General features: G+C 65.2%; 11 protein-coding genes. All 11 read right to left on the bottom strand.

Annotation, left to right across the window (positions count from 1 at the left end; all coding sequences use genetic code 11):
- Window positions 1-18 precede the first annotated feature (18 nt).
- The 11 genes from LOY69_RS13745 to LOY69_RS13695 all read right to left on the bottom strand — a co-directional run bounded on the left by LOY69_RS13745 (window position 19) and on the right by LOY69_RS13695 (window position 15,774).
- Window positions 19-1,626 (bottom strand): 5-guanidino-2-oxopentanoate decarboxylase, encoded by a 1,608-nt coding sequence (locus tag LOY69_RS13745; RefSeq protein WP_265074754.1) that lies wholly within the window; start codon window positions 1,624-1,626, stop codon window positions 19-21.
- Window positions 1,627-1,636: 10 nt separating this feature from the next.
- Window positions 1,637-3,736 (bottom strand): acetate--CoA ligase family protein, encoded by a 2,100-nt coding sequence (locus tag LOY69_RS13740; protein ID WP_265074753.1) that lies wholly within the window; start codon window positions 3,734-3,736, stop codon window positions 1,637-1,639.
- A 21-nt stretch (window positions 3,737-3,757) separates the two neighbouring features.
- Complete coding sequence (locus tag LOY69_RS13735) at window positions 3,758-4,918, bottom strand: acyl-CoA dehydrogenase family protein (RefSeq protein ID WP_110595526.1); 1,161 nt, start codon at window positions 4,916-4,918, stop codon at window positions 3,758-3,760.
- Window positions 4,919-5,134: 216 nt separating this feature from the next.
- A complete protein-coding gene (locus LOY69_RS13730) occupies window positions 5,135-5,926 on the bottom strand; it encodes an enoyl-CoA hydratase/isomerase family protein (protein WP_265074752.1) in 792 nt (263 codons plus the stop codon).
- 1,297 nt (window positions 5,927-7,223) lie between these two features.
- The gene (locus LOY69_RS13725) at window positions 7,224-8,627 is read right to left on the bottom strand and encodes an amino acid permease (protein ID WP_102879679.1); all 1,404 of its coding nucleotides are present in this window, start codon (window positions 8,625-8,627) and stop codon (window positions 7,224-7,226) included.
- A 208-nt stretch (window positions 8,628-8,835) separates the two neighbouring features.
- On the bottom strand, window positions 8,836-11,091 hold the full coding sequence (locus tag LOY69_RS13720; RefSeq protein ID WP_265074751.1) for an ATP-binding protein: 2,256 nt from the start codon (window positions 11,089-11,091) through the stop codon (window positions 8,836-8,838).
- A complete protein-coding gene (locus LOY69_RS13715) occupies window positions 11,088-11,885 on the bottom strand; it encodes a substrate-binding periplasmic protein (protein WP_265074750.1) in 798 nt (265 codons plus the stop codon). The genes LOY69_RS13720 and LOY69_RS13715 overlap by 4 nt, the downstream gene beginning before the upstream one ends.
- A 1-nt stretch (window position 11,886) precedes the next feature.
- Entirely contained in the window at window positions 11,887-12,603 is a 717-nt protein-coding gene (locus LOY69_RS13710) for a response regulator (protein WP_047304616.1), read from the bottom strand.
- Between the two features lie 82 nt (window positions 12,604-12,685).
- Entirely contained in the window at window positions 12,686-13,324 is a 639-nt protein-coding gene (gene betI, locus LOY69_RS13705) for a transcriptional regulator BetI (protein ID WP_110653560.1), read from the bottom strand.
- A 482-nt stretch (window positions 13,325-13,806) separates the two neighbouring features.
- Window positions 13,807-14,601 (bottom strand): class II aldolase/adducin family protein, encoded by a 795-nt coding sequence (locus LOY69_RS13700; protein WP_093408513.1) that lies wholly within the window; start codon window positions 14,599-14,601, stop codon window positions 13,807-13,809.
- Window positions 14,602-14,700: 99 nt separating this feature from the next.
- A complete protein-coding gene (locus LOY69_RS13695) occupies window positions 14,701-15,774 on the bottom strand; it encodes an ABC transporter substrate-binding protein (protein ID WP_265074749.1) in 1,074 nt (357 codons plus the stop codon).
- Window positions 15,775-15,838 lie beyond the last annotated feature (64 nt).

Genomic DNA, 15,838 nt, shown 5'->3' with positions numbered 1-15,838 from the left:
CCAGGCAAAAAGGGATGGTCAGCGCGCGCAGGCGTGCTTGAGTTCGATCAGGGTCAGGCCATTGCGGGCAAAGCCGCTGCGCAGTTCCTGCTGCAACTCATCGAGGCTGGCGGGCTGGCTGACGCTGCAACCAAAGGCCCGGGCCAGGGCGGCAAAATCCGGATTGCGCGGCAGCACACCGATGGGTTCGATATTCAGATCCAGCATGTCATCGCGGATCTGCCCCAGTGCGTCGTTGTTCCACAGCAGCACCACCAGCGGGCTGTCCAGCTCCTCCACCGCCGTGGCCAGTTCCTGCACCGTGTAGAGAAACCCGCCGTCGCCCACCAGCACCAGCCCCGGGCGTTCGGGGGCACCGAGCTTGGCACCGATGCCCGCCGGCAAACCGTAGCCGAGGGTGCCGTAGCCGGTGGGATGCAACCAGCTGCGGGTGGCCCGGCTCGGGTACAGGTAGTTGCCGCTGTAAGCCAGCTGGGTCATGTCGCTGGCGATAAAGCCGTGCTCCGGCAGTTCGGCGGCAATCCGTTGCAGGATCGAGCGGTGAATCTGTTGCAAGGGCCCCTGCCCGTTCTGCACCGCCTGGCGCAGATCGGCCACCGCGTGAATCGCCGCCCCCGCTTCGGCCGGTGTGGGTGGCAAGGCCTGGAGCAAGGCGTCCAGGGTGGCGCGGGCATCGCCGTGCAAAGCCACCGCACACGGATAGAAGTCATTGAACTTGCGCGGGTCGATATCCAGGCGCAGCAGCTCGCCGTTCAGCGGCAGGCGCTCGCGCCAGTAGTCGGTGTCGGCCATCTCGGTGCCCACCGCCAGCACCACGTCGGCCTGAGCGATCAACTGCCAGCCGGGCTCGACGCACAGGGTCGCCCCGGCGTTCAGTGGCGCCTCGTCCGGCAGCAGGCCCTTGCCGGCGACGCTGCTGAAAAACACCGCGCCCAACCGGGTGCTCAGGGCCCGCAGTTGCTCGGCGGCGTGCAGCGCGCCACCACCGGCAATGATCATCGGCCGCTTGGCGTTGCGCAGTGTGTCTGCCGCCTGCTGGATATCCGCCGCGGCGGCCGGGCCGCGAGCGGGACGCCGGCGCACTTCACCGGTCCAGTCCCGGGCGACCTTGGCCGCCAGCACATCCAGGGGCACGCTGATGTGCACCGGGCGCGGGCGCTCGCCGTCGAACACGGCAAAGGCCCGGGCGATCAGCTCGGGCAAGTCTTCCGGGCTCAGGGCCAAGGCCGAGAACGCGGTGATAGGCGCGGTAATCGCCCGCTGATCCTGGGTTTCATGCAGCGAACCCCAGCCCTTGCCCAGGCTGGCGCTGTGGTTGACGCTGGAAATCACCAGCAGCGGGATCGAGTCGGCATAAGCCTGGCCAATCGGCGTGGCGACGTTGGTCACCCCCGGGCCGCTGATGACGAAGCACACCCCGGGCTTGCCACTGACCCGGGCGTAACCGTCGGCCATGAAGCCCGCGCCCTGCTCATGCCGAGTCAGCACATGGCGGATGCCGCTGCCGGGCAGCCCGCGATACAGCTCCAGGGTGTGCACCCCGGGAATGCCGAACACCGTGTCGACGCCGTAGCCGGCCAGCAGGCGCACCAGGGCCTGGCCACCGGTCAAGGTCTGATCGTGCATGTCTCTCTCCTCAAGCCTGGCCAAGGCGAATCAACGCATCGACCGCGACGGTGCCTTGGGCACCGACCAACAATGGGTTCACATCCAGTTCCAGCAATTGCCCGGCGTGTTCGCAGGCGTAGTCCGCCACCGCGCCGATGGCCGCCACCAGGGCTTCAAGATCAGCCGTCGGGCGCCCGCGAAAACCCTGCAGCAAGGCGGCGCTGCGCAGGCTGAGCAGGGCCTGGCGGATCGCCCCTTCGGTGGTGGGCAGCAGCAGGCTGCGACTGTCCTTGAGCAATTCCACCAGCACCCCGCCAGCACCGATCACCAAGGCCAGAGCGAAGTCGTTCTCGCGCTTGATACCGACAATCAACTCCGCCAGGGGCGGCGCGGCCATGGGTTCCAGCAGCACCCGCTCAAAAGCCACGCTGGGGGCATGCTCGGCGATCCGCGTGCGCATCAGGCGCAAGGCCGCGCTGAGGGCTTCAGGGTCCTTGAGATTCAGGGCCACCGCCCCGGCCTCGGTCTTGTGCGGCAACTGCGCGCTGACCGCCTTGAGCACCAGCGGATAACCGACCGCAGCGGCCGCGCTCAGGGCCTGCTCGGGGGTGCTCAACACACCGTCCGGGATGCTCAGGCCGAAGCCACGCAAGGCCTGTTTGGACTGCCACTCGTCCAGCAGCACACCGCTGCCGTCCAAGGCTGCCGGACACAATGGCACCAGGGCCGATTCACCCAGGGCCAGCAACGCCGAGCGTCGCTGTTGATAGGCGACGATCCGGCCCCAAGCGGCAAGGCCATCCTCCACCCCTTGCAAGGCGGGAATCCCATGGCCATGCAAACGCTCCCGGGCGCTGGCCGGCAGCAGTTCGGGAAAGGCCGAGGTGACAAAACCGCGCTTGCCGTGGCGTTGCAGCACCGCGCAAAACAGCTCCAGCAGCAGGTCGCATTCCTTGCGCTCGCCAGTGAACTCGGCCGGGTAATCCAGCACCAGCATGGCGCTGTCGGCCTCGGTCCGCAGGGCGCTATCGAGCATGGTTTGCAGGGCCTGGGCGTCGCCCCAGATCGCCGTGGTGAAATCCAGCGGGTTGACCAGATTGGCGTAGCCCGGCAGCACCTCGGCCAGCTCGGCGCATTGCCGGGCCTCCAGCTTGGGCAGCTGTAGGCCGTTGCGCTCGGCGTAGTCGGCGATCAGCCCGGCGTCGCCCCCCGAACAGGCCAGGGCCATCAGTTGCGGGCCGGCCGGCAACTGCCCGCAAGAGGCGGCCTTCAGGGTCTCGACAAAGCTCACCGGACCGCTGACCCGGATCACCCCCAGACGCTGGAACAACGCGTCGTACAAAGCATCGGAACCCGACAGCGAACTGGTGTGACTCAAGGCCAGTTCGGCGCCGATCTGCGACACCCCGGTCTTCAGGGCAATGATCGGAATGCCCTTCTCCAGGGCTTTATGTGCCGCCCGGGCAAACCCCGGCACGTTCTTCAGGCCTTCCAGGTGCAGGCCGATGGCCGTGACCCGGGGTTCGTCCAGCAGCACGTCCATCAGTTCGGCAATGCCCAGCTGCGCCTGATTGCCCACCGACGCCATGTAGGCCACTGGCAGCGAGCGGTCGCTCATGGACAGGTTGTAGGCAAAGTTGCCGCTCTGGGTCAGCACCGCCACACCGCGTTCCACGGGTTGACCACCATGGGCCACCGGCCACAGCGCGGCGCTGTGCAGGTAGTCCAGCAGGCCGTAGCAGTTGGGGCCCAGCAGCGCCATGTCACCGGCCGCCTGCAGCAGTTGCTGTTGCAGGGCCTGGCCCTGGGCACCGGTTTCGGCAAAGCCTGAGGCGTAGCAGATCGCCCCGCCCGCGCCCTTGGCCGCCAGCGCCGCGACGCAGGTCAGGGTCAGCTCGCGGTTGGTGGCGACGAACACCGCATCCGGGCCGCAGGGCAGCTGTTCGATGCTGGCCACGCAGGGCACGCCATCGAGCTCGGCATGCTGCGGGTTGACCAGCCACATGGGCCCGGCAAAACCGCCTTCGGCGCAGCGCTTGAGGGCCCGGGCCATGCTGCGCCCACCGACGAAAGCCAGATGCCGGGGCGCCAGCAGGCGTTTGAGATTGTCACGCAAGGTCTGGGACATGACGGCAGTTCTCCAGGGCGCTCAGCGCATCAGCGGCCGCAGCAGTTCACGAGAAATGATGTGGCGCTGGATCTCCGACGTGCCTTCCCAGATGCGCTCGATCCGCGCATTGCGCCAGATGCGCTCCACCGGGCCTTCGTCCATCAGGCCCATGCCGCCGTAGATCTGCACCGCCTCGTCGGCCACCCGGCCCAGCACTTCACTGGCGAACAGCTTGGCCATGCCGGCCTCGCCGTCGGTCATGCTGCCCTGGTCCATCTTCCACGCGGTGTGCAGGGTCAACAGCTCGGCGGCGCGGATCTGCGTGGCCATGTCCGCCAGCTTGAACGACACCCCCTGGTAGCTGCCGATGGCCTGGCCGAACTGCTTGCGATCCGCGGCCCATTGCAGGGAGGCATCCAGGGCGCGCTGGGCCTGCCCGACGCAGTTGGCCGCGACCATCACCCGTCCGGCGGTGAGCCAGGCGTTGGCCACTTCCCAGCCCTTGCCCACCTCCCCCAGCACCTTGTTGGCCGGCACCCGGCAGTCGTCGAAGAACATCTCGAAGGTGTGGTAGCCACGGTTGCTCACGCACTTGGGGCCACGGCGGATGGTCAGGCCCGGGGTGTCGCGATCCACCAGGAACGAAGTCACCGCGTTGCGCTGACGACCGTTGTGCTCATAGGTGCCGGTGACCGCGAAAACGATGGCAAAATCCGCATGCCCGGCGTGGCTGATGAAATGCTTGCTGCCGTTGAGCACGAAGTCGCCGCCGTCGCGCACGGCGCGGGTCTTGATCGCATTGGCATCGGAACCGGCACCGGGTTCGGTCAGGGCGAAGCAGTCGACCTTGCGCCCTTGCACACAGGGCAGCAGGTAGTCGCCGATCTGCGAGCCGGTACAGGCCATGAGGATTTTCGAAGGCCGGGCAACGAACACATGCAGGGCCCAGGAACACTTGGCCAGCTCACGCTCGATCAGCGCCTGGGACAGGTAGTCCAGACCGCCGCCGCCCACTTCCTCGGGCATGTTGAAGGCATAGAAACCAGCGGCGATGGCCTTGCTGCGGATCTCCCCGGCGAGGTCGGCACTGACCTCATCGGCGCGGTCCACCGCGTCCTCGTGGGGCAGCAACTCCTTGCTGACAAAACTGCGAACCGCGTCCACCAGCATTTCTTGTTCTTGGCTGAGTTGGAAATTCATGGCGCTACCTGTGAGTGAGTGACAGTGCAAAAAACCAGTGATCGGGCAGTACGGCCTGCCGAAAAAACCTTCCCGTAGGAGCCAGCTTGCTGGCGAAGAGGCCCTTGAATAAGGCGCTGTTCTTGCGGGCGCCTTCGCCGGCAAGCCGGCTCCTACAAAATGGGCGCATGGCCCAGGGGCTCTTTCGCCGGCAAACCGCGCGCTGCCCGACCGCTCCTACAACCCTTGGAAACGTGGGGGGCGTTTTTCCGTGGCGGCGCGCAGGGCTTCGGCGCCGTCGGCGCTGCGCCCGCACAGCAGGCCGGCGGCCAGCTCGGCCGCCAACTGCTGCGGCAAACTGCGCTCGGCACCCTGGCGGATCAGCTTCTTGGTCTGGGCAAAGGCGAAGGTCGGGCCCGCTGCCAAGCGCGCGGCCAGCTCACTGACGCTGGCGATCAACTGCTCATCGGCGCACACCTCGCCCACCAGCCCTGCGGCCAGGGCCCGTTCGGCGCTCCACAATTCGTCGAGAAACAGCAGGCGCTTGGCCTGTTCGCTGCCGATCAAGCGCGGTAGGTGCCAGCTGGCACCGGCATCCGGCGAGTAAGCCATGCTGGTGTAGCCGGCCTTGAACCGCGCCGACTGCGCCGCCACCCGCAGGTCGCAGCACAGACTCAGGTCCATGCCCGCGCCCACGGCGGTGCCGTTGATGGCGGCGATGGTGGGTTTGTCCAGGCTGTGCAGACGGGTCATCAGGGCGTGGGCGGTTTCGGTCCAGCCGTAGCTTTCCAGAGCGCCCCGGGCTTCGGCTTCGGCCCATTCCGCCAGGTCGGCACCGGCGCAGAAACTGCGGCCGCTGCCGGTGAGGACCACGGCTCGGACGCTGGGGTCGCTGTTGCAGGTTTCCAACAGGCTGTGCAGCGCTTTGAGGGTCGGGATATCCAGGGCGTTGCGTTGCGCCGGGCGGTTGAGGGTGATCCAGGCTACGCCGGCTTCGATCCGGTTGAGCAGCGACGATGAAAGGGTCATGGGCGTCCTCGAATTATTGTGGTTGGCGTGAGGGGGTGGCTTGAGGGTGATACTAAACGAGTGTTCAACAAGGCGGCAATTGGGGGGATTGGGGGGAGTTTTGGTCGACTTTTTGAGATATCCCTTTGTTTTTATTGGGTAAAAATCTGGGCATTGGGGGTTGTTGCGTGGGGGTTGTTACAACTTCGAACAAGCCTCGACAAAAGTGCGGGTGGGGGAGGTTTTTGTGGCGAGGGTGCTTGCTCCCGCTCGGGCGCGCGGCGGTCGTAAAACATGAGGGGGCGGTCTGATTGGTGGGCATATCCGTTGCTGCGGGTTTGGTTGCTGGCGGTTTCGCTCTTACAGCGGTGGGCTGTGTACATATCCGTTGCTGCGGTAACGACCACTTATGGTTCCGCTCTTACAGCGGCTCACTTTGGAAAAGCCCCAAAGTAAGCAAAGGGCTCCTGCCCCTCCACTCGGTGCCTCGCTTAGGCTCGGCATGCCCTCACTCCGGCATTGATCCGTGGGCCGCCGCCACCGGCCATCCATGGCCGGGTGGCGGCTAACCCGGCGTCCTGCCGGGTTACCCACGGCTCAATGCCTGCGTTCGGCCATCGTGGTTAACGGGGCTAACAGATCAAGATCAAAAGCCAGAGCAAGATCAAAATCTGACGGCGGCCTGCCGGCCGGCCTGTTTCATTGCCGTTCGCGTTACATGTAGCCGCTGCCGAAGGCTGCGACCGGCTCCGCAGGAGACGCTAAACCTGCCTCCCCGATATTCCTGACATATCGCGTCGCCTGGTTTCGCAGCCTTCGGCAGCGACTACAAAGAGCCGGCCTGCGCACCTTGGCTTTGGCTTTGGCTTTGGCTTTTGATCTTGATCTTGATCTTGATCTTCCGGCCCCTTCCCAGCCGGCCGAGCGTAGGCGTTGCGTAGGGGGCAGCTCGGCATGGATGCCGAGCTAGCCGCCACCCGGCCAAGGATGGCCGGTTGGCGGCGGGCCCCCGGAGCAATGCAGAAGCGAGGGAACCCCGAGCCCCAGCGAGGGGCCCATGGAGGGGCAAGCGTTTTTGGTTCCTTTTTAGGCGTTTGTAAAAAGGGACTCGCCGTAAGGGCGAAACCCTAAGTGGCCGCACCCGCAGGAATGGATATGTCCCCAATATGTCCACCATCCCCCGCCATAAAGGCAAAACCACCAACGGCCGTGACCGCAGCAACGGATATGTACCCCGCCCCGCTAGCCGCAAACGCCAGCGAAGGCATCCACCCAGACGCTGCCCGCCCCCCGGGCCCCTTCGCCGACAAGCCGGCTCCTAAACCGCCGCTACAGGTTGCAATTGACGCTTGCGCTGCATCAGGTAATAGGCGCCATAGCACAGAGCAATAAAACCCGAACCCCAATACAACGACGGCCGCTGTGTTTCATCCATAGCCAGAAACACAAACAACGAGCTGCACAGCACGATGCACAGCAATGGCACCAGGGGAAACCACGGCGCGCGGTACTTGAGCTGCTCCAGTTGCCCACCCTCGCGCAGGAACTGGCGACGAAAGCGGTACTGCGCCAGAGCAATGACGATCCAAGTCACGGTGCCAGCCATGCCGCTCACGGCCATCAGCACCATGAACAGGGTGTCGGCAGCGATAAAGCTGGTCATCAGCGAGATCAGGGCAAAGCACAGAGTGATGAACAAGGCACGCAGGGGCACACCCTGTTTGCTCAGGGGCGACAGGGCCTTGGGCGCCATGCCGGATTTGGACATGGCCCAGAGGATGCGCGTGGAGGCATACAACCCGGAGTTGCCCACCGAAAGAATCGCCGTGAGGATCACGAAGTTCATCAGGTCGGCAGCGTAGGGAATGCCCACCATGTCGAACACCTGGACGAAGGGGCTTTCCACCAGCCCGGCTTGCTGCCAGGGAATGATCGCCGCCAGCACCATCACCGCCAGGACGTAGAAGATCAGCACGCGGAACACCACGTTGCGCACGGCCCGCGGAATGCTTTTTTCCGGCTGATCGGTTTCACCAGCGGCCACGCCCATGATCTCGCAGCCCTGGAAGGCGTAGACCACGGTCATCATCACCGCGAACACCGCCGGCAGGCCGTTGGGGAACAGGGAGTCGCCCTTGAGGTTGTCGAACATCGGCGCCGGGGCGCCGCTGGGCAGGTCGATGACGCCGAAGATCACCAGCGCGCCGACCACGATAAAGCTCAGGATCGCCAGCACCTTGATCCCGGCAAACCAGTATTCGGCCTCGCCAAAGGCGCGGGTGGCCAGGGCGTTGATGCCGAACAGCAAGGCCACGAACAGCGCCGACCAGTACCAGATCGGCACGTCGGGGAACCAGCGCTGCATCAGCATGCCGGCGGCGGTGAATTCCAGGCCCACGGTGGTGGCCCAGCTCATCCAGTAGACCCAGCCGATCATGAAGCCGGTAGCCGGGCCAATGTATTTGGTGGCGTGGGCCTGGAACGAGCCGGACACCGGCATCTGCACCGACAGTTCGCCGAGGCAGACCATCACCAGGTACATCAGGAACCCGGCCACCAAATAAGAGAGGATCGCCCCCCAGGGGCCGCCCTGGTTGATGGTGACCCCGGAGCCCATGAACAGCCCGGTGCCGATCACGCCGCCCAGGGACAGCATGAAAATGTGCCGGCTCTTCAACGAGCGGGTCAGGTGGATGCCTTTACGTTCAGTGGTGGTTGTCATGGCGCACCTCAGCAGTCGGTAAGGCGCGGGGCGCGGAGCGAAGGGGTGTGGCGGAAGGCGGAAGCAGCTTGCAGGCAGTTCATTATTATTATCTCCAATAAGCTTCGAAGACCGCGGCGGGCGCGGCTTCAGCGATTATTGGAAAGCCATGTAAGTTCGGATTGAACGCCAGGATCGAAGATGTAAAAAGTCGTAAGGATTTTGTACGTCAGGCCGCCAACAACTGTTGCAGCAAGGCCCGGGACTGTTGCCAGGACGGATGCAGGCGCGCCGCCAGGGCCGTCAGCGCCGAGCGATCCGTCTGCTGCGCCGCCTCCTCCACTTCCCGCAGCACCCGGGCCAGGGCGCAGAAGCCCAGGGAATCGGCGCTGCCCGCCAGGCGATGGGCCAGGTGCTGGACTTCGGTGCAGTCTTCGGCGGCCAGGGCATCGGTCAGCAGGGGCAGTTGCTGATCCAGGGCATCGGCCAGGACTTGAAGCAGGCTGTGCAATTTCTGCTCGCCCAACAGGCTGCGATGGGTGTCCAGCAAGCCCTGGTCGAGCAAGCCCTCCTCTGTGTCGGCCTGCGGCAACTGCGCCTGCCCGGCCAGCACCTGCCGCAGGCTCTCCAACTGCAACGGCTTGCCAAGAATGCCCTGCATCCCGGCCTGCAGATAACCGCGCACCACGGACGGCTGGACGCTGGCGGTCAGGGCGACAATGCGTACCTGCCGGTTGGGCCCGGGACGCTGGCGGATCTCGCGGCACAGCTCAACTCCGCTGATGCCCGGCAAGTGCACATCCAGCAGCAACAGGTCGAAGGCTTGCTGCTGACACAGGGCCAGAGCGCTTTCACCGTCTTGCGCCAGCCACACCTGATGGCCGTCACGCTCAAGCAGTCCGCTGGCCACTTCGCGATTCAGGGCCACGTCTTCCACCACCAGGATTTTCAAAGCCTGAGTCGGCAACTCAAGTGCGGGCACCGACAAGGGCTCCTGGCCGATGCCCAACGCCAGCTCGAACCAGAAACAACTGCCCTGCCCCAGCTCGCTGTCCACACCGATGCGTCCGTCCAGTTGCTGCAGCAGGTGCTTGCAGATGGCCAATCCCAGGCCGGTGCCGCCATAGCGCCGGGTCACCTCGTCACTGGCCTGGACGAAACGCTCGAAGATCTTCTCGCGCATCGACGCGGCAATGCCGATGCCGTTGTCGCGCACGCAGCAGCGCAGGCGCTGGCCCTCGGCGGTACTGCCGAGCACCTGCACCTCGACCCGCACCCAGCCTTCTTCGGTAAAACGAATGGCGTTGGCCAGCAGGTTGCTCAGCACCTGGCGCAGGTACTGCTCGGCGCCCTGCTGACGCGGCGCCAGTTGCTCATCGATATGCAGTTCCAGGCGGGTGCGGTTGGCCTCGGCCCGGGGCTGCAACAAGGTGGTGACTTCTTCCAGCAACTGACGCAGGGAGAAGTCCCGCAGTTCCGGGCGGCTTTCGCCCTCCTCCAACCGGGCAAAGGACAGCACTTCGTTGAGGATGCTCAGCAGGCCTTCCCCGGCCTGATGTAAGGCCTGCAAGCGCTGGCGGTCCTGCTGATCCAGAGGCGCCTGGCGCAGCAGTTCGGCCATGCCGAGGATGCCGTTCAACGGGGTGCGCAGTTCATGGCTCATGGTCGCCAGAAAGCGCGACTTGGCGAGGTTGGCGGCTTCGGCCTCGTCCTTGGCGTGCATCAGGCTGGCGGTGCGGCGCTGGACCATTTTCTGCAATTCGTCGCGCTTGTCCTGCAAGGCCAATCGGTCGGCTTCGCGGCGCTGCACGTCGTCGAGCACTGCCCGGCGCATGTCGTCCAGGGCCCGGGCCACGGTGTCGATCTCGTCGCCGCCGGGGCGCTGGCGCTTGTCCAGACGCAGGGGCTCGTGCAGCTCGCCGGCGGCCACGCGCCGGGCGAAATCGGCCATCACTTGCAGGTGCCGGGTCACCAGGCGGTAGAACAGCCCGGACAAGGCCACCGCCAACCCGCAGAGAAACACGCTCATCCACAACAGGCTGGCCAACCCGGTGGCGTACAGGCGCCGGTACACCGCCCCCAGGTCGGTGCTGACCTGTAACTCGCCGAGCTGGCGCAGCGGCCCGGACGGCGGCTGGTAGCTCAAGGGAAAACGCTCGACCCGCAACGGCCCGATCAGCTCGGCGCTGCCCTGCTGCAAGTCGAAATCGTTGCTGATCAGGTGCACCCGGGCCACGTCGGAAAAGTCCACCAGCCCCTGCAACTGCACGGTCAGTTGCTCGTGGTTGAGGTCCCACAGGTTGCGTTCCAGGCTGCCCAGGTAACCGGCGCGGATCAGCTCCATGCGGCTGTCGATCTCGCGCATTTCCCGGCGGTATTCGAAGTACAGCTGCACGCTGCTGGCGAGCACGGTGAAGCACAGGCTGAACAGCAAGATAAACAGCAGCAGGCGGCGCAACAGGCCGGCGGAACGCAGGGAGATCATGGCGCCGTCTCCCGTTGCGCCTTGAGCATGGCGCGGTAGTCGTCCTGGCTTTGCGCCAGCCAGCGCTGCACCGCGCCGCTGTCCACCTGCTGCTGCAACCGCGCGTCGATCTCGGCCATGCGCGGCGCCAGGGGCGAGTGGCGCGACACCGCCAGGCGCAGGTAGTCGACGCTCACCGCCTGGGGCAAGGCGATGATGTCCTCGGCTCCCGGCAACTGCTCGATAAACAGCTGCCCGGTGCGGCGTTCATGGGGGATGAAATCGATGCGCTGGCGAATCAGCTTGCCGAAGTTCTGCTGGCTGCTGGAGACCCATTCGATGTTGCCGTGCTGCACCACTTCGCGGTCGAAATCCTGGCCGTAGCTCTCGCCGAACAGCAGGCCGCCGCGATAGGCCCGCAAGCCCTGCAAGTGCGTAAAACGCGGCAGATGGCGGCGGTTGACGAACAGCGCGACTTCTTCGCGCAGCACCGGCACCTGGGAAAACAGCAGGTCCTGCTGGCGCTGGCTGGTGCTGTAGGCCAGCACCACATCCACCCGGCCTGCGGCGGCGTCCAGCAGGCAGCGCTTCCAGTTGCCCAGCACCACCACCTGCACCTGATAACCCAGGTCCCCCAGCACCTGACGCACCAGGGTCGGCGCCAGCCCGCGCACTTGCTGGCCGTCGCTCCAGGAAATCGGCGGGTACACCGGGTAGTCGCAATAACGCAGCACGGGCCGGGGTTCAGCGAACGTCGGGCCGGCCAGGAGGATCAAGCACAGGCTCAGGCACAGGCCCACTGCGCGGCGCAGCAATTCAGGCGGCCACGCTGGCGGTGAACAGGTAACCGGCACCGTGGATGGTGATGATCAGCTCCGGCTCGGCCGGGTCGTCGTGCAGCTTGCGCCGCAGGCGGCCCACCAGCACGTCGATGGAACGGTCGCTGGGCACCCATTCGCGGTTGCGGATCTGGTCCATCAACTGGTCGCGGCTCAGGGTGTGACCGCTGTTGCGCAGGAACACGCTGAGCAGTTGGTACTCGCCATGGGTCAGCAGGGTTTCAGCGCCCCCGGCATCGATCAGCCGACGGCGGTCGGTGTCCAGGGCCCAGTCGGCGAACTGCTTGACCGGGCTCGGGCTCGACGCCTGGGGTTGCGGCTGGCGCGCATGACGCACCCGGCGCACCAGGTTCTTGGCTCGGGACACCAGCTCGCGCGGATTGAGGGGTTTGATCACGTAGTCGTCGGCACCACATTCCAGGCCGACGATGCGGTCGATGTCGTCGTTGCGCCCGGTGATCAGGATGATCCCTACTTCCGAGCGCACCCGCAGTTCCCGGGTCAGGGTCAGGCCGTCCTTGCCCGGCAGGCGGATGTCCAGCATCAGCAGGTCCACCGTGTGCTGGCCAAGAAAGCTCTCCGCCTGCTCCGCGGTGGCAGCGCAGTGCACGTCGTAGCCTTCCTGAGAGAGATAAGCCTGAAGCAGTTCGCGAATCAGCGGATCGTCGTCGACGATCAAAACCCGAGGAGTCATCGCCTGTTTCCTGATTATTTTTATTAGAAAAGAAACCTTGTGCGCAGCAGCCTAGCCATTACTGAACAACCGATCAACAGCCCTATGTCGGCCTGATAAACCCGCGCCCCTGGCTGGCCAGCAAGCCCTCAACCCAGGCTTCGCAGATCTGCACGCCCTGCTGCGGGCTGAAGGTCCCGGGGTTGAGCCCGGACTCCAGCCACAGGCCGTCGAGCAAGGCGCTGAGGCTGATGGCCGCCAGATCGGCGTCGAACTGCGCCCAGCCCTGCTCCCCGGCCAAGCGGGTCAGCAGGCTGGCCAGCTCGTTGCGGTATTCGCCGTAGGAATGTTCATGGGCCAGGTTGATCGCCTCGGCAGTCTTCACCGCGCCCCAGAACGCCAGCCAGGCGTCCAGCAGCTTGGGGTCCAGCAGTTCGGCGCAGAACGAGGCGCGAAAGAACGCCGACAACCGTTGCCGAGGAGTGGGCGCGGCCTGCTCCATGGCTTCGCGCAGCAGGCTCATGACACGCCCGGTGACCGCCCGATACGCCTGGGCCACCAACTCGTCCTTGCCGGCGTAGTGATGGCTGATCAGCCCCACCGAGACCCCGGCCTCGGCGGAGATCTTGCGGATCGACGCCCCCTGAAAACCGTGGCGCTTGAGACAGGTCAGGGTCGCCTCGATCAGCTCGGCCTTGCGCAGGTCGGGTTCCAGACGGGAAAAGCGCGCTTCCTGGCTCATGGGGCGGGTTCCTTGGACAGTGGCGGGAAATTTAAACTGAACGACTGTACAACAGGCCTTTCGTGACGATCCAGCGTTTGTGTGACCGCCCAAGCCGCACCGCTTCCTGTAGCCGCTGCCGAAGGCTGCGAACGGTCTGGGCGGCATTCCGTCGTAGGGACGCAAAGATCCTGCGGGCGCCACAGGTTCGGCTGAAGATCGTCAAGCAAGGCCCTGCGGGCCTTTTCGCAGCTTCGCCGTGGCTCAGCAGCGGCTACACATGACAAAGCCGGGAGCACCGTGACAAAGACAACAAACGGCGCGGTCCCTGTAGCCGCTGCCGCAGGCTGCGCACGGTCTGGGCGGCACTCCGTCGTAGGGACGCAACGATCTTGAAGGCGACACAAATTCGGCTGGAGATCGTCAAGCAAGGCCCTGCGGGCCTTTTCGCAGCTTCGCCAGGGCTCAGCAGCGGCTACAGGTAGATACAAACCCACGGGGGGTCAGGCGCGGTAGTCGGGGGCGATGCGCTCCAGAAGGCGCAGCAACGCTGCCCAGGCCAGTTGCATGGCGTCCGGGTCATTGAGTTCGCCTTCCTGTAAAGGCCGGCCCGGGTCGTTGAACTGGCGTTCGGTGTGGGCACAGACTGCGTCCGGCGGTAGCACGATCTCCCCCGCCGCCTGGGCCGCCAGTTGGATCTCGCAGGCTTTCTCCAGGTAGTACATGCGCAAAAACGCCTGGCTCACGGTTTCACCCACGGTGAGCAAGCCGTGGTTGCGCAGCATCAGCACGCTCTTGTCCCCCAGGTCAGCCACCAGCCGTTGCTGCTCGCCCAGGTCCAGGGCCACGCCTTCGTAATCGTGGTAGGCCACGCGGCCATAGAACTCCATGGAAATCTGGTTCACCGGCAGCAAGCCGCATTTGAGCGCCGCCACCGCACAACCGGCCTTGGTGTGGGTGTGCAGCACACACTGAGCATCTTCCCGGGCGCCATGAATCGCGCTGTGAATCACAAAACCCGCTGGGTTCACTGGGTATGGCGAGGGCTCCACGGCCTCGCCATTGAGGTCGATCTTCACCAGGTTGGAGGCGGTGATTTCATCGAACATCAAGCCATAGGGGTTGATCAGGAAATGATGCTCGGGCCCAGGCAGGCGCACCGAGATATGGGTGAAGATCAGGTCGGTCATGCGAAAGTGCGCGATCAACCGGTAGCAGGCCGCCAGCTCTTCACGCAGGCGCTGTTCAGTGGCGCTGCGCTCGGTCAGGGCGTGGGGGCTGGGAGCGATATTGTTCATTGTTGGAGTCCTCCAGGCGGGTGGGCGGGCAAACAGGATCGGTAAAAACAGCCGGCAAACAATAGGACCGGACGCCCGCAGGCGTCCAGCCCGTTGCGCTTACTTGCTGGCCCAGGCGTTGAAGCGCTCTTCCAGCTCTTCGCCATGATCGACCCAGAACTCCACGTTCATCGCCAGGGCGTCCTTGAGGTTCTGTTCCGAGGTCGGCACCCACTGCGCCAGCGCCGGGTCGAGCTTGGCCGCGGCCAGGGTGTTGGTCGGGCCATAGGGGATCTGCTTGACGTAGTCGACCTGGACCTCGGGGCGGTTGGCGAAGGCGATGAAACGCTTGGCCTGATCCACGTGTTTCGAGCCCTTGATGATCGCCCAGTAATCCATGCCGTACAGGCTGCCGGGCCAGACCACCGCCTGGGAGGCACCGCCCTGGGCCGCCACGGCGATACGCCCGCTGTAGCTGGAAGTCATCACCACATCACCGGCGGCCAGCCACTGCCCCGGCTGGGCTCCGGCTTCCCACCACTGGATGTAGGGCTTGAGCTCGGTCAGCTTGGCGAAGGCCCGTTCCACCCCTTGGGGCGTGGCCAGGACCTTGTACACGTCCTCGACCTTGACCCCGTCGGCCATCAGGGCGAACTCCAGGTTGTACACCGCGCGTTTGCGCAGGCCGCGCTTGCCGGGGAACTGCTTGACGTCCCAGAAATCCGCCCAGGATGTCGGGGCCTTGGCCAGCTTGTTGCGGTCGTAGGCAATGGCCACGCTCCACACCAGCACCGCCGAGCCGCAGGGCTGGGCTGCGTCGGCAATCAGCTGCTCGGCACGGCCCAGGGCCTTCCAGTCCAGGGGTTCGTACATGCCTTCGTCGCAGCCGCGCATCAGGTCCGGGCCTTCGATCTGCACCAGGTCCCAGTCGACGTTGCCGGTGTCGACCATGACCTTGATGCGGGCCATTTCGCCGTTGTATTCGCTCTGGATCAGCTTGCTGCCATCGGCCTTGCTGAAGGGTTGGAACAACGCCACGTCCTGGGCTTTTTGTCCGGCTCCGCCGTACGCCACGACCACCATGTCGGGGGCTGCCTGGGCCTTGTTGTGAATCAGCGGCTGGCCCAGGGTCAGACCCAAGGCCAGGCTCAGGGCCAGGAAAGAACAACCGTGCTTGCGGGTGAGCGCTTTCATCTGTGAATCCTCGTCGCGGTGCCACACCGGCAGGCGCCGGCACGGCCCTTTTTTATTGTTGTGA

Origin of the sequence: Pseudomonas sp. B21-059 (genome assembly GCF_026016285.1) — a bacterium.
In the GTDB taxonomy this organism is placed as follows: domain Bacteria; phylum Pseudomonadota; class Gammaproteobacteria; order Pseudomonadales; family Pseudomonadaceae; genus Aquipseudomonas; species Aquipseudomonas danubii.
The sequence above is the reverse complement of the archived record's forward strand: the minus strand, read 5'-3'. Positions and strand labels throughout refer to the sequence as shown.